Origin of the sequence: Ensifer sp. SL37 (assembly GCF_026672675.1) — a bacterium.
Lineage (GTDB): Bacteria > Pseudomonadota > Alphaproteobacteria > Rhizobiales > Rhizobiaceae > Ensifer > Ensifer adhaerens.
The window spans coordinates 569,175-595,020 of record NZ_JAPPRN010000001.1 but is presented as its reverse complement, the minus strand read 5'-3'; the positions used below and the strand labels follow the sequence as shown (position 1 = coordinate 595,020).

Annotated in this window: 16 protein-coding genes; 3 read left to right on the top strand and 13 right to left on the bottom strand. The window is 64.5% G+C overall.

The window, feature by feature from the left end; genetic code table 11:
- Window positions 1-9 precede the first annotated feature (9 nt).
- From OVA00_RS02715 to OVA00_RS02695, 5 genes are all read right to left on the bottom strand, one after another.
- A complete protein-coding gene (locus OVA00_RS02715) occupies window positions 10-1,719 on the bottom strand; it encodes an ABC transporter permease (protein ID WP_268087884.1) in 1,710 nt (569 codons plus the stop codon).
- 122 nt (window positions 1,720-1,841) lie between these two features.
- A complete protein-coding gene (locus tag OVA00_RS02710; RefSeq protein WP_268087883.1) occupies window positions 1,842-3,161 on the bottom strand; it encodes an ABC transporter substrate-binding protein in 1,320 nt (439 codons plus the stop codon).
- A 159-nt stretch (window positions 3,162-3,320) separates the two neighbouring features.
- Window positions 3,321-4,661, bottom strand: coding sequence for a sigma-54-dependent transcriptional regulator (locus tag OVA00_RS02705; protein WP_268087881.1), 1,341 nt, complete (start codon window positions 4,659-4,661; stop codon window positions 3,321-3,323).
- Window positions 4,658-6,559: an ATP-binding protein gene (locus OVA00_RS02700; RefSeq protein WP_268087879.1), complete on the bottom strand. Its 1,902-nt coding sequence runs from the start codon at window positions 6,557-6,559 to the stop codon at window positions 4,658-4,660. Before OVA00_RS02700 ends, OVA00_RS02705 begins: the two co-directional genes overlap by 4 nt.
- Window positions 6,560-6,561: 2 nt before the next feature.
- Window positions 6,562-7,917: an ABC transporter substrate-binding protein gene (locus tag OVA00_RS02695; protein ID WP_162731941.1), complete on the bottom strand. Its 1,356-nt coding sequence runs from the start codon at window positions 7,915-7,917 to the stop codon at window positions 6,562-6,564.
- A 511-nt stretch (window positions 7,918-8,428) separates the two neighbouring features.
- Between OVA00_RS02695 and OVA00_RS02690 the strand changes: the two genes are divergently transcribed.
- The gene (locus OVA00_RS02690; RefSeq protein WP_268087877.1) at window positions 8,429-10,243 is read left to right on the top strand and encodes an ABC transporter ATP-binding protein; all 1,815 of its coding nucleotides are present in this window, start codon (window positions 8,429-8,431) and stop codon (window positions 10,241-10,243) included.
- Window positions 10,244-10,297: 54 nt separating this feature from the next.
- On the opposite strand, the gene OVA00_RS02685 is transcribed toward OVA00_RS02690, so the two are convergent.
- The 4 genes from OVA00_RS02685 to OVA00_RS02670 all read right to left on the bottom strand — a co-directional run bounded on the left by OVA00_RS02685 (window position 10,298) and on the right by OVA00_RS02670 (window position 14,917).
- The gene (locus OVA00_RS02685) at window positions 10,298-11,512 is read right to left on the bottom strand and encodes a TIGR03862 family flavoprotein (protein WP_268087875.1); all 1,215 of its coding nucleotides are present in this window, start codon (window positions 11,510-11,512) and stop codon (window positions 10,298-10,300) included.
- A gap of 80 nt (window positions 11,513-11,592) precedes the next feature.
- Entirely contained in the window at window positions 11,593-12,666 is a 1,074-nt protein-coding gene (locus OVA00_RS02680; RefSeq protein WP_268087874.1) for an amino acid ABC transporter permease, read from the bottom strand.
- On the bottom strand, window positions 12,663-13,853 hold the full coding sequence (locus OVA00_RS02675; protein WP_268087873.1) for an amino acid ABC transporter permease: 1,191 nt from the start codon (window positions 13,851-13,853) through the stop codon (window positions 12,663-12,665). Before OVA00_RS02675 ends, OVA00_RS02680 begins: the two co-directional genes overlap by 4 nt.
- 20 nt (window positions 13,854-13,873) lie before the next feature.
- On the bottom strand, window positions 13,874-14,917 hold the full coding sequence (locus tag OVA00_RS02670) for an amino acid ABC transporter substrate-binding protein (RefSeq protein WP_268087872.1): 1,044 nt from the start codon (window positions 14,915-14,917) through the stop codon (window positions 13,874-13,876).
- A 392-nt stretch (window positions 14,918-15,309) separates the two neighbouring features.
- Here OVA00_RS02670 and OVA00_RS02665 point away from each other — a divergent pair, with 392 nt between their 5' ends.
- Window positions 15,310-16,374, top strand: coding sequence for a DUF930 domain-containing protein (locus OVA00_RS02665; protein WP_268087870.1), 1,065 nt, complete (start codon window positions 15,310-15,312; stop codon window positions 16,372-16,374).
- Between the two features lie 200 nt (window positions 16,375-16,574).
- Here the strand turns inward: OVA00_RS02665 and OVA00_RS02660 are convergent, their stop codons facing one another.
- On the bottom strand, window positions 16,575-17,777 hold the full coding sequence (locus OVA00_RS02660; RefSeq protein ID WP_268087868.1) for an MFS transporter: 1,203 nt from the start codon (window positions 17,775-17,777) through the stop codon (window positions 16,575-16,577).
- A gap of 108 nt (window positions 17,778-17,885) precedes the next feature.
- Here OVA00_RS02660 and OVA00_RS02655 point away from each other — a divergent pair, with 108 nt between their 5' ends.
- Window positions 17,886-18,824 carry an AraC family transcriptional regulator gene (locus OVA00_RS02655; RefSeq protein ID WP_060585756.1) on the top strand — a complete coding sequence of 313 codons (939 nt, stop codon included), beginning with the start codon at window positions 17,886-17,888 and terminating at the stop codon, window positions 18,822-18,824.
- A 21-nt stretch (window positions 18,825-18,845) separates the two neighbouring features.
- On the opposite strand, the gene OVA00_RS02650 is transcribed toward OVA00_RS02655, so the two are convergent.
- The 3 genes from OVA00_RS02650 to OVA00_RS02640 all read right to left on the bottom strand — a co-directional run bounded on the left by OVA00_RS02650 (window position 18,846) and on the right by OVA00_RS02640 (window position 25,806).
- Window positions 18,846-21,644, bottom strand: coding sequence for an autotransporter serine protease (locus OVA00_RS02650; protein WP_268087866.1), 2,799 nt, complete (start codon window positions 21,642-21,644; stop codon window positions 18,846-18,848).
- Between the two features lie 309 nt (window positions 21,645-21,953).
- Entirely contained in the window at window positions 21,954-23,519 is a 1,566-nt protein-coding gene (adiC, locus tag OVA00_RS02645; RefSeq protein ID WP_060519942.1) for an arginine/agmatine antiporter, read from the bottom strand.
- A gap of 22 nt (window positions 23,520-23,541) precedes the next feature.
- Window positions 23,542-25,806 carry an Orn/Lys/Arg decarboxylase N-terminal domain-containing protein gene (locus OVA00_RS02640; RefSeq protein WP_268087865.1) on the bottom strand — a complete coding sequence of 755 codons (2,265 nt, stop codon included), beginning with the start codon at window positions 25,804-25,806 and terminating at the stop codon, window positions 23,542-23,544.
- Window positions 25,807-25,846 lie beyond the last annotated feature (40 nt).

Sequence of the window (25,846 nt, the reverse complement as noted above, 5' to 3'; positions counted from 1 at the left end):
CCTCCCGAATTATTTTGCCGTCCCGAGCGCCTTCTGGCGGCGCTCGATGACGTAGTGGGACAGGAGCGTGCAGAGCGCGACCATGATCACGGCGATGACGCCGAGGGCCGCACCCGGACCGCGACCGGCCGGCGATTGCATGAAGACGTAGAGCCCGTAGGCGATCGGCGCGTCCGAATTGCTCTGGATCAGCATCAGCGTCGCCGAGAGCTCGACGGCGGCCGTCGAGAAGCTGGTGACGAAACCGGCAAGCAGGCCGCCGGTCATCAGCGGCAAGACGATGCGGCGGATGGTCCGCTGCTTGGTCGCGCCGAGGTTTTCGGCGGCTTCTTCGAGCGATTCCGACACCTGTTGCAGGGCGGCGTAGCAGGCCCTCAGCGCATAAGGCAGGCGGCGGATGGCAAGCGCCAAAACCACCATGACCCAGAGCGTTGCAAGCGGTGTGCCGTCGGGCAGCGTGATGCCGTAGAAGGTCCGGAGATAGCCGATGCCGAGCACGACGCCGGGGATCGCGAGCGCTGCAGTGGCCGCCCAATCGAGCCAGCGACGGCCGACGACCTTGGTGCGCAGCACCAGATAGGCGATGGCGCCGCCGATCACCACGTCGATCAGGCCGGCAAGGCTGGCGTAGATCAGCGTGTTCTTGATGTAGAGCGAGCTTTCGCCGAAGACGCGGCCGTAATGCGCAACGGTATAGGCGTCCGGCAGCGGGCTGAACGACCAGACGGTTGCGAAGGACAGCAGCAGCAGGCCGATGTGTGGCGAGAGCACCAGGAGAAGGATCAGAGCAACGACGCCATAGGCGATGACGCTTTCGCCGCAGCTGAGCTTGCGCCTGGAAAGGCCGCCGCCGCCTCGCTGCACGGTCGAATAGTCCTTGCCGCGCATGGCGACCGCCGAAAGCCACATGGCGAAGATCGAGACCGCGATGAGGATGACCGAGATGACGTAGCCCATCGGGTCGGTGAGGCCGACCGAGGTGACGCGGAGATAGGCCTGCGGCGCCAGCATGTCCTTGACGTTGAGGAGCAGCGGTGTCGCCAGATCGTCGAAGACCTTGACGAAGACGAGCGACGCGCCGGCGAGATAGCCGGGCATGGCAAGCGGAAAGACGATGCGACGGAAGAGCCGGAAGCCGGAGGAGCCGAGGTTCTGGGCAGCTTCCTCCATCGACCGGTCGATATTGCGCAGGCTGGTCGACAGGTTGATCAGGATGAAGGGGAAATAGTGCAGCGACTGCACGAAGATGACGCCGTTCAGCCCCTCCATGAAGGGGATGCGGATGCCGAACCAGTCGTTGAGAAGCAGGTTCACCGTGCCGTTGCGGCCGAAGAGAAGCTGCATCGCCACCGCGCCGACGAAGGGCGGCATGATCAGGGGCACGAAGCCGAGCGTCTGGATGATGAGCGAGCCGCGGAAGTCGAAGCGGGTCGTGAGCACCGCGAGCGGCAGCGCAATGGCGCTCGCCCAGACGACCGACATGCCGGACACATAGACCGAATTGAAGAAGGACCGGCGGAAGAGGTCGGTGTTGAAGAAGTCGATGAAGTTGACGATGGTCAGCGCACCGGTGCCCTTCTCGGTGAAGGCGGTGTAGATGACAGTGCCGGCGGGGATGACCAGGAAGATCGCCAGGAACAGGGCGATCACCGAGACCGCCAGGATCTGGCCTGGTTTGGCCGCGGCGGGCCTGATGGGAACGGAAGCGACGAGCGCCATGGGGCAGACTCCGGAGTGAGTTCGGCCAACCGGGCGCGCGCAAGGCGCGCCAAGGTCGGCGAAGCTATGATGTTTTGGGAGCATGACCGCCCGCCAGTCGGGCAGGCGGTCGCTGTCGCACGTTAGTAGACGAGGTTCAGGGCTTCTTCAGCCTTGGCCTTGGCGGCGGCATATTTCTCCGTCGCGAACGCGGCCCACTTCTGCTCCAGTTCCGCCTGGCGTGCGGTCTTCTCTTCGCCGCCGGTAAAGGCGTCGCGCGTTTCTTTGCTGGCTGCCTCCTCCGCCGTGATCGGCATGGCGGCAGCCAGGGCCTTGGCTTCGTCAAGAAGCGCGCGGGCCGCCGGCTGTTCGTTGGCAGCGAGCGCCTTTTCGGCCGCATGGATCGCCTGGGTGGCGCCCTTCAGGTTTTCGAGCTGGAAGGAGATGAGCTGGTCGAACAGCGTGTCGACGACATCCGTGCGCTTCTTCGAGACGTCGCTGTCAAAGGTGATCATCGACTGGAAGCGCGGATCCTTGAACGGGTTCGGGAAGCCTTCGGGCGCCTTGGCGTAGAGCGCCGGGTTGATCGGCAGGCGACGGATCGCCGGCTCGAGCAGGACTTCCTGGCCCTTCTCCGACAGGATGTAGTTGACGAAGGCCTCGGCGCCGGCCTGGTTCGGGGCATTGGCGACAATGCCGATATTGGCCGGCACGACCGTCGTGACCGACGGATAGGCGAAGCTCACCGGGAAGCCGCTCGCCTGGGCCGAGAAGGCGAAGAAGTCGATGACTATGCCGATGCCGGTCTGGCCGGAGTTGACGGCGTCCGGAACGCCGAAGGAGCGCTCGGTGACCTGCTGCAGGTTGCCGCCGATGCCCTTGAGCGTGCCCCAGCCCTTGTCCCAGCCTTCGCCCTGCAGGATCGTCTCGATCGTCAGGTGCGTGGTGCCGGAGCGCGACGGGGCGGCGATGGCGACGTGGTCAAAGTATTCCGGCTTGGCGAGGTCGCCCCATTCGGCGGGCTTCGGCAGGTTGTTGGCTTCCAGGTAGCGGTCGTTCGACATGATGCCGTACCCCGACGCGGCAAAGCCGAAATAGAAGCCGTCCGGATCGTTGACCGGATAGGAGCCGACTTTTTCGGGCAGGCCCGTCACCGACGGGGTGAACTTCGCCAGGAGTTCCTTGCTCTTCAGGCTGTCGAAGGCGTCAGGCGCCGACGCCCAGAACAGGTCGACCTGGTTGTTGACCTTGGTCTCGTCGATGTATTTCACGCCCGAGCTGGTGCTCTTGTTCTGGACGTCGAGGGTAAAGCCGGGATTGGCGGCCTCGAAGCCCGCCTTGAACGGATCGGTCACGTCCTTGGAGAACGAAGTGACGATCGTCACCTTGCCGCCGTCCTGGGCGTGGGCCGTCACGATAAAGGCAGCCGACATCAGCATCGCTGCTGCGATGGTTTTCAACATAGGTATCTCCTCCCAATAGACCGCCAGTGCTTGGCGGCTGTCCTATTGAGAGCAAGGCCCGTGCCAGATCGAAAAACCCCGCAAAACCAGCCAGTTTCACGTCGGAATGGGTAAGAAGGGTAACATCGGGGCGGGCGAGGCGGGGTCAAAAGGGTAACATTACCCGTCGTCGCCATCGGCCCGGGCGTCGATGTCGAACTTGCGCATCTTCAGATAGAGCGTCTTGCGGGAAATGCCGAGCGCATCGGCGGTCGCACCCACGCGGCCCTCATGTCTGGCGAGACTGTTGATGATGATGGTCCGCTCCAGCCGGTCCATCTGCGCTTCCAGCGTCTCGCCGCCTGCGGTCGTGGCTTCGCTGTCCGGGCGCTCTTCGAGCCCGAGCACGAAGCGTTCCGCGACATTGCGCAGTTCACGCACGTTGCCGGGCCAGGGCCGGGCGTTGAGATCGGCCAGCAGATCGACGCCGACCGGCGGCGCAGTGCGCCCCTGGCGCTTTGCGGCAAGGCTGAGGAAGTGCTGGAACAGGAGGCCGACATCGCCCTTGCGGCGCGCGAGCGGCGGCAGTTCGACCCGGGCGATGTCGAGGCGGTAGGCGAGGTCTTCGCGGAATTCTCCCCGCCGCGCGGCATCGTGCAGGTCGGCTTTCGTTGCCGCCACCACACAGATGTTAACTGGCAGTTCGACGTTCGATCCGAGCCGTTCGATGACGCGCTCCTGCAGGACGCGTAGCAGCCGCACCTGGGCTGCGATCGGCATGGACTCGATCTCGTCGAGAAACAGCGTGCCGCCATCGGCATATTCGATCTTGCCGATGCGCTTTTCGCGCGCGCCGGTAAAGGCGCCGGCCTCATGGCCGAAAAGCTCGGATTCGAGCATGGTCTCGGGGATGGCGCCGCAGTTGACGGCGACGAAACGGCCCTTGCGGCCGCTGAAATCGTGCAGCGCCCTTGCGGTCACTTCCTTGCCGGTGCCGGTATCGCCGATGATCAGCACGTCGGCGGAGGCGGCAGCGATGCGCTGCAGCTTTTCGCGCAGCGCCACCATCGGCGCCGAATGGCCGATCAGCCGCGTCTCCCAGCCGTCCTTGTCGACGGAGAGGCGCAGCCGCCGATTTTCCAGCAGCAGGCGACGGTGATCGCGGGCCCGGCGCACGGTTTCGATCAGGTGCACCGGATCGGCTGGCTTCTCCAGGAAATCCCAGGCGCCTTCGCGCATCGCACGCAGCGCCATCGGGATATCGCCATGTCCGGACATCAGCACGATCGGGATATCGGGATCGACCTTGCGCACGGCGGCGACCAGGTCGAAGCCGTCATGATCGGGCATGCGCACATCCGAGACGATGACGGTGTCGCTGTCGGCGCGAAGGCCGGCGAACGCCGCGACGACGGAACCGTGCGGGGAGACTGTGAAGTCCTCCAGTTCCAACACCTGGCAGCAGGCCTCAAGCACGCTGGCGTCGTCGTCTATCAGGATGATGTCCGCTTCCGGTCTCATTCCGGGCCTTTCAGGGATACGAGGAATCGTGTGCCGGCCGGGCCGGTGTCGAGGATCGTGATGTCGCCGCCAAAATCCTTGACGATGTTGTAGGAGATCGACAGGCCGAGACCGAGCCCCGAGCCTGCCGGCTTGGTGGTGAAGAAGGGATCGAACACGGCTGGCAGGTTTTCCGCGGCGATGCCGTGCCCGGTATCGCCGACGATCAGCCGGGCGACGCCGCCGGTGACTTCAACGCTGACGCTCACGCGCCGAAGTGGCTGGCCAGCGACGGCGTCGAGCGCGTTGCCGACGAGATTGACGGCGACTTGCTCGAGCCGGACCGGTTCGGCCATGACCATTGCCGAACTGTCCTGCGGCAACGAAAGATCGAGGGCGACGTTCTCCTCCTCGAAACGGTGTTCGAGCAGGCTGAGGGCGTCCCGCACCGCCGCGGTGAGATCGACCGGCCGCAGCTGCGCGTCCGGCCGCCGGGCAAAGCGGCGGATATGGCTGATCTGGTCTGCCATGCGTCCCGTCAGCCCCTTCATCTTGTCGAGGTTTTTGACGGCCTGCTCGCCCTTGCCGCGGCCGATTAGAGTGGCGGCGCTGTGAATATGGGCGCGAAGGGCGGCTAGAGGCTGATTGAGTTCGTGGCCGATGCCGGCCGCCATCTGGCCGAGGGCCGCAAGCTTTGCCGACTGGATCAGCTCGTCGCGGGTCTGGCGAAAGAGGGTGAGCGCACGCGAGAGGTCGCCGAGTTCGTCGGCCTCGGGCGGCGGGATCGCCGTGGAGTGCCGGCCCCCGCTGATCGCGCCGGCGGCCGTCGCCAGCAGGCGGATACGGGCAATGAGGTTGCGGTGGACGTAGAAGTAGCCGATCGCGCTTGCGACAAGCACCGAGAGAATGGCGATCGCGACCAGCAGGCTTCGCCCGGTCTCGATTGCCGCAGCCGCGCGCCGGGCGGCGTCCCCGGCGCTTGCCTCGATCGCGATCACTTCCGTTTCGATCTTGCGGCCAAGCTCCTCGACGAGCCGGCCGTTTTCGCCGGCAAGTTCGGCAAGTGTGCTGGCCTGCAGCATTTCCGAGCGCTTGCGATTGGGTATGCCCGTCGAGGCGTTGGACTGGTCGAGAATGCGCCCGGCAAGCTGCCGAACGGTGATGCTGTCGGGCCAGCTGTCGAGCGAGCGGATGCGGCTTGCCAGTTCGTCGGCGCTGTCGCCGAGAAAGGCGTTGGTCTCCTGCATTTCCTCTTCGGTCGTGGCGTTGACCAGCCGACCGATCAGGCCTGTCGCAAGGTTCGCCTGGGAGACGACGGTCAGCAGCGCTTCGCTCTTGTGCTGTTCGGCGAGTGCGGCCGCACCCTGACCCTTGCGGGTCTCCGCTTCGATGTTGAAGCGGATATCGTCGACCAACGGATCGGCCTCTTCCAGAAGATCGGCCTGGACCCAGCGCAACTCGTCGATGTCCGACCGCATCGCCTCGCGCAGCGTGAAGCGCTTGCCCGCGGCAAGGTCGATCTTTTTCAGATTGGTGCCGATGGCCTCGGCGAGCGGCAGCAGCGCCGCCGTGCTCGACTGCGCCGTGTTTTCTTCGAGCAGGGCGCGAAGGGTCTGGAGGCGCGTCGCGTAGACGGCGCGGATCTCGTTGTACTCGGCGCGGCTTTCGGCGCCGGCAAGTACCGACGTCACGGAGCCGATGTCGGCCCCGGCCTTGGAGAGTCGCGACGCGAAGGCGAGCTGCGGCATCTGCTCATCCGCCATGCGCGACAGTTCGCCCGACAGCCGCTCGTAGGAAAGCCAACCGACCAGGCAGGCGCCGACAGCGAGCCCGACGATCGCGACAAAGGCCAGCACGAGGCGGGCGCCGATACCGAAGCGCCAGCGCGGCTGCTGTGCGGTCGTTTCGAGAACCGCCATCGTCACTGCCGCCACGGATGGAGATTGACGGGACCGCCAGATCGCGCCGCCGAGGAGAGCAGCTGCTCCGCCTCGTTGAGGTTCTGTTCGATCAGTGCGCGCAGGCGGCTCGCGAGTTCTGCGTGGGCAGGGGAGCGGGCGACGCCGCGGGGCCATTCGCCTTGCAGGGCCTCAGCAACATTGGCGACTTCGCTTGCCGAAAGCGGAGGCTGACCCAATAGCCGCCGCGCCCGAGCCAGCATGCTCAGCCGTTGCGCGTCTTCGATGTTCATCGCCTCCAGATCCGCAGCCCTCTTCCACAGGCGGGCAAGGGTTGCCCGGCGGCGCACGATATAGTCGTCGAAAATCAGATTGACGAGGCCATATCTGCGCGCCGACAGGGCGGCGTCGAAGCCGCCGGATTTCAGCAGGCGCTCGCCGTCTTCCTGCGGCAGCAGGCCGCTGTTGAGCGCTGGATTGACGGGAATACGGGCGATTGCCGGCGACAGCAGGAGTTTCTGGCCAGCCTCCGAAAGCACGAAATCGACGAAGCGTTCGGCTCCCGGCACGTTGCGCGCCCGGGACAGAATGCCGATGCTTGCCGGCACGAACACGGTGTCGGGCGGCAGGACGAAGACATTGCCGGCGCCGGCGAAATCCGGCGAGGTGGCGAGGAAATCGATGGTGATGCCGATGCTGAAGCGCCGCTGCGCCACGCCCGAAGCAACCCCGAAGCTGCGGGCGGTAACCGTTGAGAGATTGCCGCCGAGCTGCGACAGCATCGCCCAGCCTTTCTCCCAGCCGTAGGTTTGCAGCAAGGCTTCGACGATCAGGTGCGTCGTGCCCGAGCGGGAAGGCGTGGTGATGCCGATCTGGCCGGAATAGACGGGGTTCAGCAGATCCTGCCAGTCCTCCGGCACGGGCAGTTTGCTCCGGGCGAGATGGGCGGGATTGTAGACGAAGCCGTAGCCCGACAGCGCGAAGCCCAGATAGTAGCCCTGTGGGTCGTTCACGGGATAACCGAAGACATGATCCGGTGCGCCGGTGTTGCGTGGCGCGATCGGGCGCAGGCTTCCGTTGCGTTTCAAGAGCTCGAAGGCATCGGCCGCCGAGGCCCAGAAGATGTCGGCCGGCACGTCCGCCTTCTCAATGACGAAGCGGCTGGCGCTCGCCGTGTTGCGCTGCACGATCGTCACCCGCATGTCGGCATTGGCGCGTTCGAAAGCGGCGCGAAAGGGCTCGAAGAAGGAGGGCGGGTAGGAGGTGACCACCACGAGTTCCTGCTTCTCGACAGCACGCGCGGGCCCTGCAAACGCTATGAAGCCAAGTGTGATCAGCGGCAGCAGTGCCGCGACGATATCGAACCGGAACCTTGTCAATTCACTCCCACCGCGCATCGCCGTCCGGTCATTGCCGGTGCCGGTTGTCGCGGACCCTCCCCAAGATGCCGCCGTTTCGTGCATGCACGGTCGGCGATCGCGGCGTACTCTGCTACGAAGAGCCCACCGCCGTAAACCCCGGGAGGCGTGTCGGAGACTGTTGCAAACAGGTCGCAGCCGCGACGATTGGCGCCATGGCAAGATTTCTGCACTTGGCGGGGCGCGCGATTCGCCTATAGGTCGTCTTCCGGCAACCAATCAGGGAGGTTTCAAAAGATGCCAGCTTTTTCTTTCTCCCTACGGGGCGGCGTGCAGTCTTGAACTGGGCCGGGAAGGGCATTTTCGCCTTTTCGTCTTTTCCAGGTCGGATTTCGTTTCGCTGACCTTGGCCCTTCCTCTCCGGAGGATTCGGTCACTCCAATGATGCCGCATCGGAAGCTGGGTTCCTTTTAACGGCATATTCCATTCTGATCTTGTTTGAGGCCGATGCGTCGCGCATCGGGCGATTGTTATGGCTTTTACTCGTATTGACCTGCGCGGCGGTGCGTTCCGCAGCGTTCTTGGATTCACCTGGTCTCACTGGAAAGCGCAGCCGCTGCGCATCAGCGTCATTCTCGGCATGGTTCTCTTGTCGACGCTCGCTGACGTCCTGACGCCGCTCTATTCGGGCCGGCTCGTCGATGCCGTCGTTTCCGGTGTGGCGACCGATCAGCTTGCCTGGGATGCGGCGCTTGCCGCCTTCTGGATGCTGATGGCGCTGTCGCTCGGCGCGATCATTCTCAGGCACCTCACCTTCCTGGGGGTCACCGATCTGACCCTCAAGATGATGACCGACATCGCGTCGGCTGCCTTCTACCGCATCCAGCGCTTCTCGACCGACTGGCATGCCAACAGCTTTGCCGGATCGACGGTTCGCAAGGTGACCCGCGGCATGTGGGCGCTCGATCTCTTGAACGACACCTTGCTCGTCGCCCTGTTTCCGTCCGTCGTGATGCTGGTCGGATCGACAATCCTGATGTCGTTCTACTGGCCGATGATGGGCGTCATCATCGGTATCGGGTCGATCGTCTTCATCCTGATGACGATCGTGCTGTCGCTCGGTTACGTCGCGCCGATGGCAAGCCTTGCCAACCGGTGGGACACCAAGCTCGGCGGGGCGCTCGCCGATGCCGTGAGCTGCAACATCGTCGTCAAGGGTTTTGGCGGCGAAAGCCGCGAGGACGCACGCCTTGCCAAGGTGCTCGCCAAATGGCGTGACCGTACGCGCCGCACCTGGATCCGCGGCACGACCAACGGCACGTCGCAGGGCGCCATGCTGCTCATCCTGCGCGCGGCGGTGATCGGCTTTGCGCTGTTCCTCTGGTCGAAAGGCCAGGCGACGGCCGGCGACATCACCTTCGTGCTTACCTCGTTCTTCATCCTGCAGGGTTACCTGCGTGAAGTCGGGCAGCACATCCGCAACCTGCAGCGCTCGATCAACGACATGGAAGAGCTTGTCGACATCCATGGCCAGTCGCTCGGCATCGACGACAAGGCGGATGCCAAGCCGATCCGCATCACCGACGGCCGCATCGAGTTCAAGGATGTGACGTTCCACTACGGTGCGCACCGCAAGCCGCTCTACGACCGCTTCTCGGTGACGATCCGGGAGGGCGAACGCGTCGGTCTTGTCGGGCACTCAGGTTCGGGCAAGACGACCTTCGTCAAGCTGATCCAGCGTCTGCATGACCTGAAGGCCGGCGAGATCCGGATCGATGGTCAGGACATCGCATCGGTGACGCAGACGTCGTTGCGCCAGCAGATCGCGATCGTCCAGCAGGAGCCGATCCTGTTCCATCGCTCTCTGTCGGAGAACATCGCCTATGCGCGGCCGGACGCCACGCAGAGCGAGATCGAGAAGGCGGCAAGGCTTGCGAGCGCCCACGACTTCATCACGGCTCTGCCGAAAGGTTACGGCACGCTGGTGGGCGAACGCGGGGTCAAGCTCTCGGGCGGCGAGCGCCAGCGCATCGCAATTGCCCGCGCGTTCCTCGCGGACGCACCGATCCTGATCCTCGACGAGGCGACATCGAGCCTCGATTCGGAATCGGAAGTGCTGATCCAGCAGGCGATGGAGCGGCTGATGCTGGGGCGCACGACGCTCGTCATCGCGCACCGGCTCTCGACGGTGCGGGCGCTCGACCGGCTGCTGGTCTTCGACCACGGCCGGATTACCGAGGAGGGCACGCACGACGCGCTGATCCGCCTCGACGGTGGCATCTACCGCGGTCTCTTCGAGCGCCAGGCGCTGGAGCTGACCAAGGGGTTGGTGCTGAACGACCAGTAAGGCTTTGACGCCACCTGAAACCATCGCCGCGCCTGCCAAAGGCGCGGCGATCTTTTATGCTGGCCGGTTAAGCCAACGATCGAGGCCGCGAGCCGCCGCACGGCCTGTGGCAAAGCAGGCGGTCAGCAGATAGCCCCCGGTCGGCGCTTCCCAATCGATCATTTCGCCGGCGACGAAGGTGCCGGGCAGCGCTCTTAACATGTATTCGTCATCGATCGCGGACCAGGCGATGCCGCCGGCGGAGGAGATGGCCTCGGCGATCGGGCGTGGGCGGATGAGCGGGATTGGCAACGCCTTGATCAAGGCCGCAAGTTCTGGAGGCGGCAAGCGCGCGGCATCAGGCGAAACCTCACGCAGCAGCGCCGCTTTCACCCCTTCGAGCCCGGCCCCCTTGCGCAGGCGGTTGGAAAAGCTGGTCTTGGTGTCGAGGCGGCCAAGCTCTTTTGCCAATTTCCCGACGCCACGTCCCGGGGTGAGGTCGACCACCAGGTAGGCCAGTTCGCCGCGCGACAGCCGGTCCCTGAGCGCGCTCGTATGGGCGTAGACGAGGCTGCCTTCGATGCCGGTCCTGCTGATGACGAATTCGCCCGGGACGGTGCCGGCTTCCGACGTTGCGGTGACGCCCTTCAGCGCGGCGCCAGCAAAGCGATCGCGGAAGGTCTCGCTCCAGTCGACGTCGAAGCCGCAATTGGCGGGCTGGAATTTGGCGACAGACACGTCCCTCTGTTCCAGCCAGGAAACCCAGGCGGCATCCGACCCGAGACGCGGATAGCTGGCGCCGCCGAGGGCGAGCAGAGTCGCATCTGCGCTGACAAGCGTCTTGCCGTCCGGGGTATCGAACGCGGGTGCTTTGCCTTCAAAGCCAGTCCAGTGGTGCCGCGTCAGGATACGAACGCCTCGGCTTTCCAGCGACTTGAGCCAGGCGCGCAGGAGCGGCGACGCCTTCATCACCTCCGGGAAGACACGGCCCGAGGAGCCGACGAAGGTCCTGGTTCCGAGGTCTGCCGCCCATTGCCTGATGTCATCGGGCGTGAAGGCGTCCAGCGCCGCACGCAATCGCGGCGAGGCATTGCCGAAGCGCTGCGCAAAGGCCGTATAGGGCTCCGAATGGGTGATGTTCAGGCCCGACTTGCCGGCCAGCAGAAATTTGCGCGCGACCGTCGGCATGCTGTCATAGACGGTGACCGCGTGGCCGCGCTCGGACAGCACCTCGGCGGCCATCAAGCCGCTCGGTCCGCCGCCAATGACGGCGATGTTCTTTTGTCCCATGCGCTTTGCCCGGTCACAGATTTCGCTTCGGCGCACTCTTGGCCCGGCGGCGCGTGGCACGCAACCCCCGTCAGATGCCGCTATCGGCGATGGGCGCCGTTGAGCTTCTTCTCCAGCCACAGGCTGTAGCGCGAACCGGAAAAGCAGATGGCGAAATAGACCAATGCCGCGAAGATATAGGCCTCGCTGTAAAAGCCGAGCCAGGCAGGATCGGTGGCCGAGGTCTTGGCGGCATTGAGCAGATCGTAGATGCCGATGACCGCAAGCAGCGAGGTGTTGAGCACGATGCCGATCGACAGGTTGACGATGGCCGGGATGACGGCTCGCAGCGCCTGCGGCAGCACCACCAGCCGGAGCATTTGGATCCGGCTGAGGCCAAGCGACAGCGCCGCCTCCTTCTGACCCGCCGGGATCACCTGCAATCCGGCGCGGATGATCTCGGCGAGGTAGGCCGAGAAGAACAGGGTGACGCCGATCTGCGCCCGAAGCAGCTTGTCGATGGCCGCGCCGCTCGGTAGCGCCATCGGCACGATCAGCATGGCGACATAGAGCACGGCGATCATCGGCACTCCGCGCAGCACTTCGATGAAGGCAATGGCCAGGGAGCGCACGAGCCCCATGTCCGACTGGCGGGCAAGCGCCAGCAGCAGCGCGATCGGAAAGGCGAAGGCAAGGCCAGCGATCGAGACTGTGAGCGTGATCGGCAGCCCGCCCCAATGATTGGTCGAGACCGGTTCCAAGCCCGACGTCCCCGCCATCAGCAGCCAGATGCCGACGAGCGCCAGCAACCAGACCGGCACCAGGCGGAAGCTCCAGAAACGGGGAATGGCGGAGACGGTCAGGAGCGCAGCAATGAGAGCGATCACCAGCGCCGGGCGCCATTGCAGCGGCGGCGGGAAGAAGGCGAAGAGCATGAAACGAAACTTGGCGCCGACAAACGCCCAGCAGGCGCCCGCCGTTTCCGTGGCGCAATCGGCCGCGGTGCCGGTCCAGACGGCATCGATGACGGCCCAGCGGACAAAGGGAAGTGCAATCCAGAGGATTGCGGCGAGCGTCGCCAGCGTGACGAGGCCATTGGCCCAATCGTTGAAGAGGCCTTCACGCCAGCGGTGCCAGTCGGGCGCGACCGGCGGCGCAAGTTCGATCTGGCTCATCGTTTTCCTTCTCCGCGCAGAACGACGCGCCGGTTGTAGAGGTTCATGAGGGCCGAAACCGCAAGGCTGATCGTCAGGTAGACGGCGCCGATGATGATGATCGCTTCTAGAGCCTGACCGGTGGTGTTGGCCGTCGTGTTGGCGACGCTGACGAGATCGGGGTAACCAATTGCGACCGCGAGGCTCGAATTCTTGGTCAGATCGAGAAAGCTCGAAATCATCAGCGGCGTGATCACCCGAAGCGCCTGCGGCAGTACGACGAGGCGCATGATCTGCGCGGGCTTCAGCCCGAGTGCGCGAGCGGCTTCCCATTGACCCGACGCCACCGACTGGATGCCGCTGCGCACGATCTCGGAAATCGAAGCGGAGGCATTGACGACGAGGCCGATCAGCAGCGCGGCGAATTCCGGGGTCAGCGATAGGCCGCCGCGAATGTTGAAGCCGCCCTTGGCAGGCACTTCGACCGATGCGCTGAAGCCGAGGGATACGAGAGCGAAATAGAAGATTGCCAACGCGCCGAGTACGGTGCCGGCGGTTTTCGGCAGATAGAACGTCGCGCCCGCCAGCAGGCGTCTGGAAATGACGAGTGCCGCGAAGACGGTCAGGAGCACCGCGGGCAGCCATACGGAGGCCGGCAGACCGTCGACCGAAAGCGAGGGCAGAAAGACGCCGCGATTGCTGAGGTAGACGCTGCCCAGAAACGTATAGGCGCCGCGCGGCGGCGGAAGCGCGCGGATGATCGCACTCCACAGGAACAGTTGCAGCAACAAAGGCGTGTTGCGCAGAAGCTCGACATAGCCATGGGCGAAGGTCGCTAGCAGCAGATTGCCGGACAGCCTGAAGATGCCGAGTGCGACACCGAGCATGGTTGCAAGCAGACATCCGACGAGCGCGACCTTGACGGTATTGGCGATGCCGGCGGCAAGCGCCCGGGCGTAGCTGTCGCCGGCCGCGTAAGGAAGAACGCTTTCGCCGATCTCGAAATTGGCCTGATGGGAGAGGAAGGCAAAGCCCGGCGTCAGTCCCATGCGGTGCATGCTCTCGGCGGTGTTCTGGCCGAGAAAGGCAAAGAGCAGCAGCACGCCGACAAAGAGCAGGCCTTGCTGCAAAGGCAGCGGTCCGATCCAGGACAGGAGGCGCGAGACGGGTCCGGGCCCCGAAGGGCCCGGTTGGAGTTGGCGTGTCATGGGAAGGACCATGAACCGGCTCAACGGAACGGCGGCGAATAGAGTAGACCGCCCGCGGTCCAGGGCTGGTTGTAGCCGCGCTCGAAGTTGAGCGGCGTGCCCTTGCCGACGTTGCGCTCGAAAATCTCGCCGTAGTTGCCGACGGTCTTGACGATGTTGTAGGCGAATTTCGGATCAAGGCCGATCGCTTCGCCGAGCGACGGATCGACGCCGAGGAAGCGCTTGATCGCCGGATCCTCGCTCGCAAGGAACGTGTCGACGTTCTCCTTGGTGATGCCAAACTCTTCGGCCTGGATCGTCGCGTAAAAGGTCCAGTTGACGATTTCGAGCCACTGGTCGTCACCGGCGCGGATCGCCGGCGCCAAGGGCTCCTTCGACAGGCGCTCGGGCAGAAGCACGTAATCGTCGGGCTTGGAAAGCTGCGTGCGCTTGGCCGCAAGGTCGGTCGCGTCCTGGGTCAGGGCGTCGACGCGGCCCGAGTCGAGTGCCTTCAGGAACTCGCCGGTTTCCTCGATCGTGACCGGCGTGAAAGCCTTGCCGGTCTTGCGGAAGAAGTCGGCGATGTTGAGTTCGCCGGTCGTGCCGCTCTGGACGCCGATCGTCGCGCCGTCGAGTTCCTCGCCCTTGGCTACGCCAAGGTCCTTGCGCACCAGCAGTCCCTGGCCGTCGTAGAAGACGACGGGGCCGAAATGGAAGCCGAGCTTGAAGGCGCGGCTCACCGTCTGGGTGACGCCGGACAACAGGATGTCGAACTCGCCCGATTGCAGCGCCGGCAGACGCTGCTGCGGCGACGAGTTGGTGAACTCGACCTTCTCGGCATCGTTGAAGACGGTGATGGCGATGGCGCGGCCGAAATCGACGAAGAAGCCCTGCCAGCGGCCGTTGCTGTCGGGTGAGAAGAAGCCCGGCGTGGTGCCGACGCCGACCTTGATGACGCCGCGCGCCTTGATCTTGTCGAGCGTTTCGCCGGCAAGCGCCGAGGTTGCGATGAGGCCCGCCGCCAGCGCTGCCGTCGCGGCTAAGGCTTTTGTGAAAAGTTTTCGGTGAGTGGAAGTTTGCTGCATGAGGGTCCCCAAAGCCAAAAAAATGTCATTGCGCCACCGGGCGAAGCCGTTCGGGCGTACGTAAAAATTAAATCTATAGAAATTATATAATAGGTATTTTTGTGCGAAATTGGCGCGTGGCCCGAAACAGATTTCGCCGCCTCGTTTTTGCCGGGAACGTTTTTGACAAGAAGCCAGCGGTTGATGGCGGCGACCCCCGAAGGCGTTAATTTCATTCGCCCACGATCGATGGCCCGCAAGCTGCAGCGCGAACCTCCGGCTGCATATGCAGGCCTATGCCTCTTGTTGAGATCGGCGGAAGCTCCTAGGTTCCGCCCGTCGATTGGTTTATCTCCTTGGCGATGCAGCTTTTTGCGGGAAATTGGCGGGAACGGATGGGATGGGGCGCGCCGGTGTCGGTCGCCCTGCACCTCGTCGTAGCCCTTTTTCTTTTGTACGACCTGCCCTTCGAGCTGCCGACGCCGCCGAAGGAGCAGACCGTCAACGTCGAGCTCGTTCCGCCGCCAGCAGAGGCGAAGGAGCCGAAGAAGGCCGAGCAGAAACAGGCAGAGCAGAAGAAGGCGGGGCCGAAAAAGGGCGAAGAGAAGAAGGCTGAACAGCCAAAGCCGCAGCCCAAACCCAAGCCCCAGCCGAAGGCAGACCCGAAGACGCAACCCAAGCCGGCGCAGCAACTGCCGCAATCCTTCGCCTCGGCCATGGCCAAGACCAAGCAGGACAACAAGGAGGCAGAGCTTCCGCCGGCTGCGCGCGAGACGGAGAAAAAGACGGAGGCGTCCGACCCGGCAAAGGCGGTGGATGACAAGGCAAAGCCGGCGGATAAGCCGGCAACCGTGTCCTCGACCGAGAAAAAAGAACCGGTCAAGGAACCGAAACCCCCGTCAACGCTTGCCGTGCCTGCGAGAGCCACTGACAGCGCCACACAGAAGGCGGATGAAAAGGCAGCGGCGACGGTGGCAGAAGCCAAGCCTGAAGCAAAAGAAACGCCTGACGCCAAGCCGCAGACGGTCAAATCGGAAGACGGGACGGCAAAGGCAAAGCCGGCCGATGCTGCGGCAAAGGTCGAACTCAAGCCCGTTCCAAGCAAATTGACGAAAGCAAAAGAACTTTATTCTGCAAAGTCGATTGCCGATCCGCGGGTGAAACAGGCCCTGATCAACCTGCCGGTCAAGAGGCGGATCCTGCAACTGTGCAATCTCGAGGCGCTGGAGCAGATCCGCAGCCAGCGGCCGGATACCCCGCCCGAAGGACTGGTGCCCTTCGGGCCGCGGGGTGGCTTTATCGCCAAAAACCGTATGGACGCCAGCGGTGGGGCCTACCAGAACAAATCGAACTGGTACGACGTCGACTTCAATTGCGTCGTCAATGAAGATGCGACCGAAGTGACCTCCTTCAGCATTGCCATCGGTGGCGAAGTGCCGAAAGCTGCCTGGAAGGAGCGGCGGCTTCCGGGGAATTGATCCTTCCGACACGGATGGGGGCATGTCGTTGTCCTGACCAAACCCCATCCCGCAACAGCGCCCCACTGCGTGCAGCGCCTGTTGCCAGACGTCACGGATCGCCGCGCTGCACCTAGAACATTCTTGCCTGCCGGACTCTTCCGAGTCCGGCAGGCGCGAGTGCGAGTTGCCACTCTCGCACCAAGCTGGCGCGGATGTTGTTACTCCGCCGGTTGAAGAGCCCGCTCGCGATAGACCGAAACCAGTGAGGTGCCGAGCATCGCGGCAACCGCCGCAAAGAGGAAGACGCCGGCCGGGCCCTGCAGTTCGACAAGGAGGCCGCCGAGGATCGCCCCGGTGGAAATGGCGATCTGGAAAGTGGTGAGCGTCGCCGCTCCAGCACCTTCGGCCTCATCACCGGCCGCACGGCTCAAGAACGACTGGACGCTGACCGGCAGGGCGCCGAAGGCGAAGCCCCAGGCGGCGGTCGCGACGATGGCGACGGTCGGCAGCGCGCCCGCCAGGGCCAGGACCAGCGTGGTGGCAGCGACGCCGGCGGCCGCCGACATCATCGAGAGCCGCGTGCTGCGTTCGGCGAGGAAGCCGCCGGCAATGTTACCGAAGAAGCCACCGATGCCGAAGGCGAGCAGGATCGCGGTTATCGCCTCGACGCCGAACTGCGGCACCTGTTCAAGGAACGGGCGGACATAGGTGAAGCCGGCAAAGTGACCGGTGACGACCAAGAGGATGGTCGCAAGGCCGAGCCGGATGGCCGGGCGTTTCAGGACGTTGAGGATCGTGTCGAGGCCGGTCGTCCCGACCGGCGGAAGCCGCGGAACCGTCAAAGCCTGGACGATGAAGGTGACGATCCCGACGGCGGCAGCAAGCAGGAAGGCGTAGCGCCACCCGAGCGTCGCGCCGATCCAGGCGCCGACAGGCGCGGCGCAGACGGTTGCGATCGAGACGCCGGACATCACGATTGCCATCGCCCGCGGCATCAGCCGGCCGGGAACGAGCCGCATGGCGAGCGCCAAAGACAGCGCCCAGAAACCGCCAAGGCCGATGCCGAGGAGGAAACGGGCGGCAAGCAGCATCGGCAGGCTGGTTGCAAAGCCGGCGATCAGGCTTGAAACGATGAGAAGGGCGGTCAAGGTGAGAAGAACGTTCCGCCGGTCAAAGCGGCCGGTGTAAACGACGATCGCCGGGCCGGCGATGGCCGCGACCACGGCCGTCGTGGTGACCGACTGGCCGGCGGCGCCGACGGTGACGCCGAGATCGGCGGACATCGGCGTCAGCAGGCTTGCCGGCAGAAACTCTGCCGTGACCAGGCCGAAGACCCCGAGCGACAGGGAAACGACCGCCGCCCAAAGCGGCTTGTCCCGTTCATCCGCCTGTCCCGTGGGCTTGGCGACAATACCATCCATAATTTTCATCTCCATTGCATGTGGTGATGAAGATATGCATGGCCAATTGGAGTTTCTATGCTAGAAAATCCAAAACACTGTGCCGTTTGTCCAAAGGTGAGATGTAAGATGAGCGATGCGCTGACCGAGATCCTGCGCGGCCTCAGGCTCGACGGTGTCGAATATGGGCGCTGCCAGCCCTGTGCGCCATGGGCGACCGCCTATCCCGAGCAGGAACCGGCACGATTTCATTTTCTCGCCTCCGGTTCCGCCCATCTGCAATCGCCTGACGGGTCGTGGATGGAGTTGACGCCTGGAGATGCCGTGCTGTTGCCGCGGGGCGACGCACATGTGCTCGCGAGCAAGCCCGGCCTGCCGACGATCTCGATCCGCGACCTGCCGAAACGGCAGCTTTGCGACGGGATCGTCGACGTGCAATGCCCAAACTCGGACAGCCAGAACCTTCTGTTTTTCGCGGTGATGCAATTCAACGTCGACCGCCTGCATCCGCTCTTGCAGCTGATGCCGTCGGTCATGCGTACCAGCGACCTTGCCAAGAGCGAGCCGTCGATCCCGTCGCTTCTCGATACCATGACGCGGGAGGCTGCGATGCAGCGCGTCGGTGCGGGTGGCATCCTGGCACGGCTTGCCGACGTGTTGACGGCCACGATCATCCGCGCCTGGGTGGAGCATGGCTGCGGCACGTCGACCGGCTGGCTGGCGGCCGTACGTCACCCGGAGGTCGGCCGCGTGCTTGCCGCCATTCACCTCGATCCGACCAAGGACTGGACCGTACCGGAACTGGCCAAGCTCATGGGTGCGTCGCGCTCCGGTTTCGCCCAGCGGTTCGCCGATACGGTCGGCGAGACACCGGCCCGCTACGTGGCGCGCATGCGTATGCACCAGGCGCATCAGTGGCTGCGCGAGGGCAAACGGGTCGCCCATGTCGCAAACCGCCTCGGCTACGATTCGGAAGCGTCGTTCAGCCGCGCCTTCCGCAAGATCATGGGCGCGCCGCCAAGCCATTCGCGCAGCCTGACGATGTCAGCGGATCAGCTGGCATCGTGATCCGCTTTCGGTCGCGAACCCTCAGAACTTGACGTTGAGATCGGCCCGGACCCCGTGTTCCCGCGCCGTCGAGGCGATCTGCCCCTGGTAGGAAACGCCGAGCGTCGATGCCGGTGTCAGCGCGAAATCGATACCGGCCTCGAGAATGACGCTATCCCGCGCGATCGGGGCACCGGCGACCGAGAAGGCCTCGCTGCCGGAGAACGCCTGGGCGAGAGCAGGGGTAACGTCGCCATAGGCATGCCGCCAGCCGATGAGACCGCGCGCCGTTGCCTTTGCCGCGCCGAGTTCGAAATCGGCTGACGCGCGAAGCCCTGATGTGGTGAAGGCCATGTCGCTGGAACCGCCATGGACGGAGAGCGCTGCCGCACCGCCCTTCTCCTTGAACCCATTGGTGTGCACGTTGACATAGGCGAGGTTGGCGAAGGGCTCGAACGCGAAATCGCCGGCCCTGAAATCATATCCGAGTTCGCCAAACACCTGCGTGGTGCCGGCGCGGTAATCCGCAGTCAGGCTGTCGACGAGCGCTGGCGAAACGACGAGCCGGCTGCTGTCGATCTCGCTAAAGGTGTAGGCAAGGCCGGATCGGAACGACAAACCGCCCCAGGTCCCACCGCCATAGACCCCGAGGTGGTAGTTGTCGCTCGAGGCCCGCGAGCGGCGGTCGTCGACCTTGAAGCTGGAATGGCTGTAGCCGCCGAGGAAGCCGAGCCGCCAGTCGCTACCGATGTCGCCATCGAGACCGGCGACGAAGCCGCCTATGGACCGCGACAGGTCGGCTGCATTGCCGTCGCCGTCGGTATCCCCCCAGGACCCGAACGCCGAGCCCCACGCGCCCATGGTTTCTGGCGAAGAAATCGATGCCGTGGTGATCTCGTCGGTGTTAACGATCGGCCGCGCCGTGGCGCCGACAGTTTCAAAGGCTGCACGCAGCCGGTCGTTCATCCGGTTGCCGATGAGCTGGCTGTTTTCGATGAGGCCCGTGACGGTCGAGCTGTGAACGTCGCCCGGCAGCTGTCCGAAGAGGTCGGCTGCGGTTTGTCCGTCGAGGGTGACGGCGAGATCGTGGAGCGTCCCGCCGATACCGAGCCGCTCGACGGCAAAGGCAGCCGCGGCGGCGTTGCGGGTCTCGGCAAAGTCCGCGAAGGCAACGCCGTTGCGGGCGACGTCGAGGTAGACCGCGCTCGGCTCGTAGGCGAGCGAGAGGTCGAGGAAGGCGTAGCAGCCGCAGTCGTCCTCGAACCGCCCGGTCACGCCGCCGACCGCGGAGAGAATGGTGTGGCGGCCGTCGCCCTTGTAATTTTCGGGCCGGACCCTGACGTCGACTGCACCGGCGATTTCGGCCGTGCCGGTGACGTCGAGCCGGCTCGTGCCATCGGGTGCGTCGAGATTGACGAGGAACCAGCCGTCGCCCGACTGGCGATAGTTGCCGGCCACGGTCAGCGTGCCGCCCCTGCGGCCCCAGCCCGGATTGACGGCGCCGTTGTTGTCGACATTGCCGTAGATGGTACCGTTGCCGGAGAGTATGCCGTTTCCGTCAGCAAAGGTCTCGGAGGCAATGCTGCCGGCAATCGCCAGGAAGCCACCATCGACGCGTGTGGAGCCGTGATAGGTGCTGTCACCGGCCAAGATCAATATGCCGTCGCCCGACTTGATCAGCCCTCCCGCGCCGGTGATGTTATTGGACCATGCGCTTTCGCCGTCCTCGATCACGGCGTGGAAATCACCCCAGTCGAACTTGCCCGGACCTCGCACTGCCCGCCCGGCGTTGACCATGCCATAGCCAAACACGGGATCGACGCCCCGGTCGCCATAGTCGATGGCCGTTCCCAACAGGACTTGGCGGACCTGGTTCATCGTCATGTACGGGAATGCCTGCGCGACCAGCGCGGCCGTTCCGGCCACGAACGGTGCAGCCAGGGATGTGCCGTTTTCCCTGCTGTATCCTCCACCGGGGACGGCGACCATGATGTTGTCCTGAGGATTGGCCCAGACCCATTCGCCTCTTTCCGGGTCCCAGCGCGTGGCGTCGTCTCCACCAGGTGCGGCAAGACACCAATTTAATGCAACGCCACACCTGTTCGACCAATCGGGCATGTGTGTAGGACTGGTCGCCACCACGGCGAGCCAGCCCTGTTCCAGCTCCGGGAAAAGATAGGGGAGACCCGCATCGATGGACGGCTGTGCCGCGCCGTCGTTCATCGCTGCGAAGACGAGAAGTGCACCACGCGAAACCGCGTAGCGATAGGCGGACAGATTGTTTGAGAGCGTCGCTTCGGCCCGGTCGGCCGTCATTTCTGTAATGAAGCCGTCGCCATAACTGTTGTTGATGATCTTCACGCCGCGGTCGACGAGTGTACGGATTCCGTAGTTGGCGGCAGCATTGTTGATGTAGCCCGGTATGTCGGATGCCCCTGCCTGAACGATGGTCACGCGCGGGGCAACACCGTGCATGCCGACCCCATCGCGATTGGCGGCGATGACCGAGGCGACCGTTGTGCCGTGACCCTCCCCTACGAACGTCCAAGGCTTCTCCGGATCATAGGTGATACCCTCTACATAGCGTCCGGCAAACTCCGGGTGGGTAATGTCGAGGCCGCTGTCGACCACGCCGACCTTGATGCCGCTGCCGTCGTAGCCCAGCATGTAGGCATATTCAGCGTGGATAGTTGCCAGTCCCCACTGGGCGTTGAACTCTGGTGTACGCCACGTTGCCGGATCGCCGGGGTCGCCCGCATCCTGTGCGAACCCGGAGGATGACAGCGCGGTCGACACGACGAGCGTGGCGATGTGAGCGGCGGTTCGGCGGTTCTTTTGCAAGGCAGTTCCCCAATGCCCGGCATCGCGGCGCATCCGTGGCGCAGGGTATTGAAGAAAAACGGAAATTCACAAGGCGGGCGCGCGAAAGCTAGTCGCGCACGCTGCTTTGGAAAATACGGCAGGTGACGTATTTCGTCGCCCGAAACCGATATTTGTGTTGGTGGATCGCGGCAGGCAACAGGCGGTTCGTCGAAGAAGCCGCGGCGACAGCGATGAGGGCACCTGAAACACGCGCGGCCGAGGTCGCGCGTTCTCGACGACATCGATGCAAGAAGGGGCGGTGGCTGCATCCACCACCCCTCCTTTTGGCTATTGCGCCGGCTGGCTCTCGGCCGGAAGCACGGCCGCCGGCGAACCGGCCGCGGGCTGGACGGTGCTTTCGACAGGCGGAACCGGCGAGCGGGTGCGCAGCGTTTCGGCGCGGTGACGGCCGACCGAGACCCAGAAGAGCGCGACGAGCGCGGCAATGGTCACGGTGACGGTAACGTAGCGGATCCAGGTCGGGGCGTGCCCACCCGGATCGATGTGCTTCTCGTCGATCTCGCGCTTGCGGGTGATCGCTGCCGAGTAGAACACGATCGTCGAGATCACGAAGATCAGCGACCAGCGCGTCTGCTCGCCGTCGGAGCCGATGAGCGCCACCAGGCTGTAGATCGCCGCCGCAAGGCCGATGATGACGTACCAATTGTAGGTGCTTGCCGGCATCTTCTTGTAGCCGAGCACCTTGATGGAGATCGCCGAGTAGATATAGGGCAGCAGCGTCATGATCACTGCGATCGAGGCGATCTTGCCGAACTGCTCGCTGGCGGTCGGCGACATCGTGGCGAAGACCTGCACGGTCATGATGACGGCGACGATCGCAAGGCCGGCCGAGGGCACGCCCTTGGAATTGACCTTGGCGAAGATCGAGCCGAAGAGGCCGTCGTCGGCCGCAGCTTTCGCGGTCTGCCCGACGAGCAGCGTCCAGCCGGCAAGCGAGCCGAGGCAACCGAGTGCTGCGCAGATGGCGACCACCGCACCCGCGGTATCGCCGAGCGCCAACCGCGCGGCGTCTGCGAAAGGTGCCGAAGACGCGATCAGCTCCTTGTTCGGGATCATGCCCATGATCACCGTCGAAGACAGGATATAGGCGACGGCGGCGAGGATGACGCCGCCGACGGTGGCGATCGGGACGTTGCGCTGCGGGTCGCGAACGACTCCGGCCGAAACTGACGCGCTTTCCACCCCGATGAAGGCCCAGAGGGTGAAGTTGAGCGTCGCCATGATCGCCGCCCAGCTGTCCTTGCCCGACACGTTCCAGCCTTCGGAGAAGGTCGCCGGCGAGAACCAGAACCAGCCGAAGATCGCCATGCCGAGGATCGGCACCAGCGCGAAGGAGGTGGTGAAGGATTGCAGCCGTCCGACAACGTTCGGGCCGAGGATGTTGGCGTAGGTGAAGAACCAGATCAGCGCCACCTGCGCCAGCGCCGAGACCAGCGGGTCGCGCAACATCGGGAAGAAGGCCGTGAGGTAGCCGAGACCGGCGACCGCAAGGCCGACGTTACCAACCACATTGGCGAGCCAGTAGATCAGGTTGGTCTGGTAACCCATGTAGTCGCCGAAGGCCTTGCGCGTGTAGGCGTAAGGCCCGCCGGCGGCGGGATCGATCGCCGCGAGCTTGGCGAAGGTCAGCGCCAGCGCGATCGCGCCGGCAATGGTGATCAGCCATCCGAAGACGGCGATGGACCCGACCGCGGCGAGGTTCGCCGGCAGCATGAAGACGCCCGAGCCCATCATGTTGCCCGCGACCATCAGGGTCGCGGGCACGAGGCCGATCTTGGCGGATTCCGCGACGCCCGCGGATGTGGTTTTGGAAGCCGTATCGACAGCAGCCATTGTTCTCGCTCCTGAAGCCGGGTCAGCGGGTCAACACATAGACGCGATAGAGGCCGTCCTCGACCTCCACCCCGTGCGTGTCATGGGTGAAGCCCGGGAACCGGAGATCATAGGCCTCCAGCGCCTTGAGGTAGCCGAGGACTGGACCATCGGCGGGCCCAGCGTTTTCGCCCGGCATTAGAAGCGGGATGCCGGGCGGATAGGGCACGACGCCCGTTGCGACCGTGCGGCCGGCCAGATGGTCGAGCGTCACCTGTTCCACCTCGCCGCGCACCAGCCGCTCGTAGGCGCGCACCGGGCTCAGGTCCGGATGTGGCAGGACAGAGAAGCCGGCGGCCATGGAGGCGGTGGTCTTCAGTTGGTCCATCGCCTGGAACATTGTGTCGGCGAGATCCTTGAGACCCATGCCGGCGTAGCGTTCCGGGTGGTCCTCGATCAGCGACGGGATGGCCACTTCGAGCGTGAGGTTGGCGTCGTAGTCGCGCTTGAAGTCGCAAAGCGCGCTGACAAGCGAGCCCCATTTGCCCTTGGTGATGCCGAGCGAGAAGAGGAAGAGGATGGTGAAGTCGGTCGTCTTCTCGACAACGATGCCGCGGGCATCGAGATAGGCGGTGACGAGGCTTGCGGGTATGCCGACCGGCATCAGCCCGCCGCCGGGCGCAACACCCGGTGTGACGATCGAGACCTTGATCGGATCGAGCATGCAATAGCCGTCCTCGATCTCGCCGAAGCCGTGCCACGCTGCCCCGGGCTTCAGCACCCAGCAGGACGGATCGGTCGCGAGGGATTCCGGCGAGGCTTCATGGAAGGGGCTTGTGCGGCCGGTTTTCGGGTCGCGTACCGTATCCGGCTGCCAGCAATCGAAGAACCAGTCGCCGCGCTCTGCCGCGTCGTTGGCCAGCCGCGACATCATCAGGCGGAACACCACGGCTTCCTCGATCGACTCGTTGGTGAGCGCCGCGCCGCCGGGCCCGTCCATCATCGCCGCCGAGACGTCGTTCGAGGCAATGATCGCGTAGTTCGGCGAGGTCGAGGCGTGCATCATGAACGTCTCGTTGAAAATGCCATGCGGGATCGGCTTGCGGCCGTCGCGTACGTGAATGAAGGACGCCTGAGAAAGGGCCGCCAGCAGCTTGTGCGTCGACTGGGTGGCAAATACCGTCGGCTTGTCGGCCGTATGCGCCTTCGGATCACCGTGCATTGCGTGGCGGTCGCGATAGATCGGGTTGAAGCGGGCGTAGCCGTACCAGGCCTCGTCGAAATGCAGGCGGTCGACGCTGGCTCCGAGCAGTTCCTCGACGCGGGTCACGTTGTAGCAAAGACCGTCATAGGTCGAGTTGGTGATGATGGCGTGCTTTGGCTCCTTGTCCGAAAGGTCCGCGGCAAGCGGGTTCTGGTCGATCGCCTTGCGGATCGCGACCGCGGTCAGCCGTTCCGGCGGGATCGGCCCGATGATGCCGTAGTGGTTCCGGGTCGGCACCAGATAGGTCGGCACGGCGCCCGACATGGTCATCGCGTGTTCGGCCGACTTGTGGCAATTGCGGTCGCACAGCGCGATCTGGTCGCGGCTGACGCTCGCCATCAGGATGACGCGGTTGGAGGTCGAGGAGCCGTTGGTGACGTGATAGCTGCGGTGCGAGCCGAAGACGCGGGCAGCGTATTTTTCACTGGCGCCGATCGGGCCGGAATGGTCGAGCAGAGATCCGAGTTCACCGACCGAGATCGAGAGATCCGAGCGCAGCAGCGGTTCGCCGAAGAACTCGAAGAAGGCGCGGCCGGGCGGCGACTTCAGGAAACCCGTGCCGCCGGTGTGTCCGGGCGTGTGCCAGGAGTATTCGTGCACCTGGGAGAACTGGGCGAGCGCCTTGAACATCGGCGGCAGCACGGTCGAACGATAGCGCTCGATTGCCGCCTGGATACGGCCGCCGACGAAGTCCATCGTGTCTTCGAGCATCCAGACAAAATCGTCGACCTTCGCCATGATATCGGCCGGAACCGACGAGGCGACGCTGCGGTCGGCGAGCAGCAGCAGCGGAACGGTGCCGTTGCGCTTGCGCAGCGCCTCGACGACGCCGATCGATTGTTCGTGGCCGTCCGACCCGAGATCCCAGTCGACCAATACGCATTGGAGAGCGGGGTCCGACCGGATCACCGCAATACCGTCATCGGCGCTTTCTGCGGTCACCACCTCGATCTGGCGGCGCTCCAGTTCCGCGATCAGCGACCGGACGGCGCGGCCGGCCGCACTTTCCTCGCTGATCTCGTCGTCAAGAACGAGTGCTTTCATGCCGAGACGGCGGTGACCCCTGTTTAACGTACTCATATCC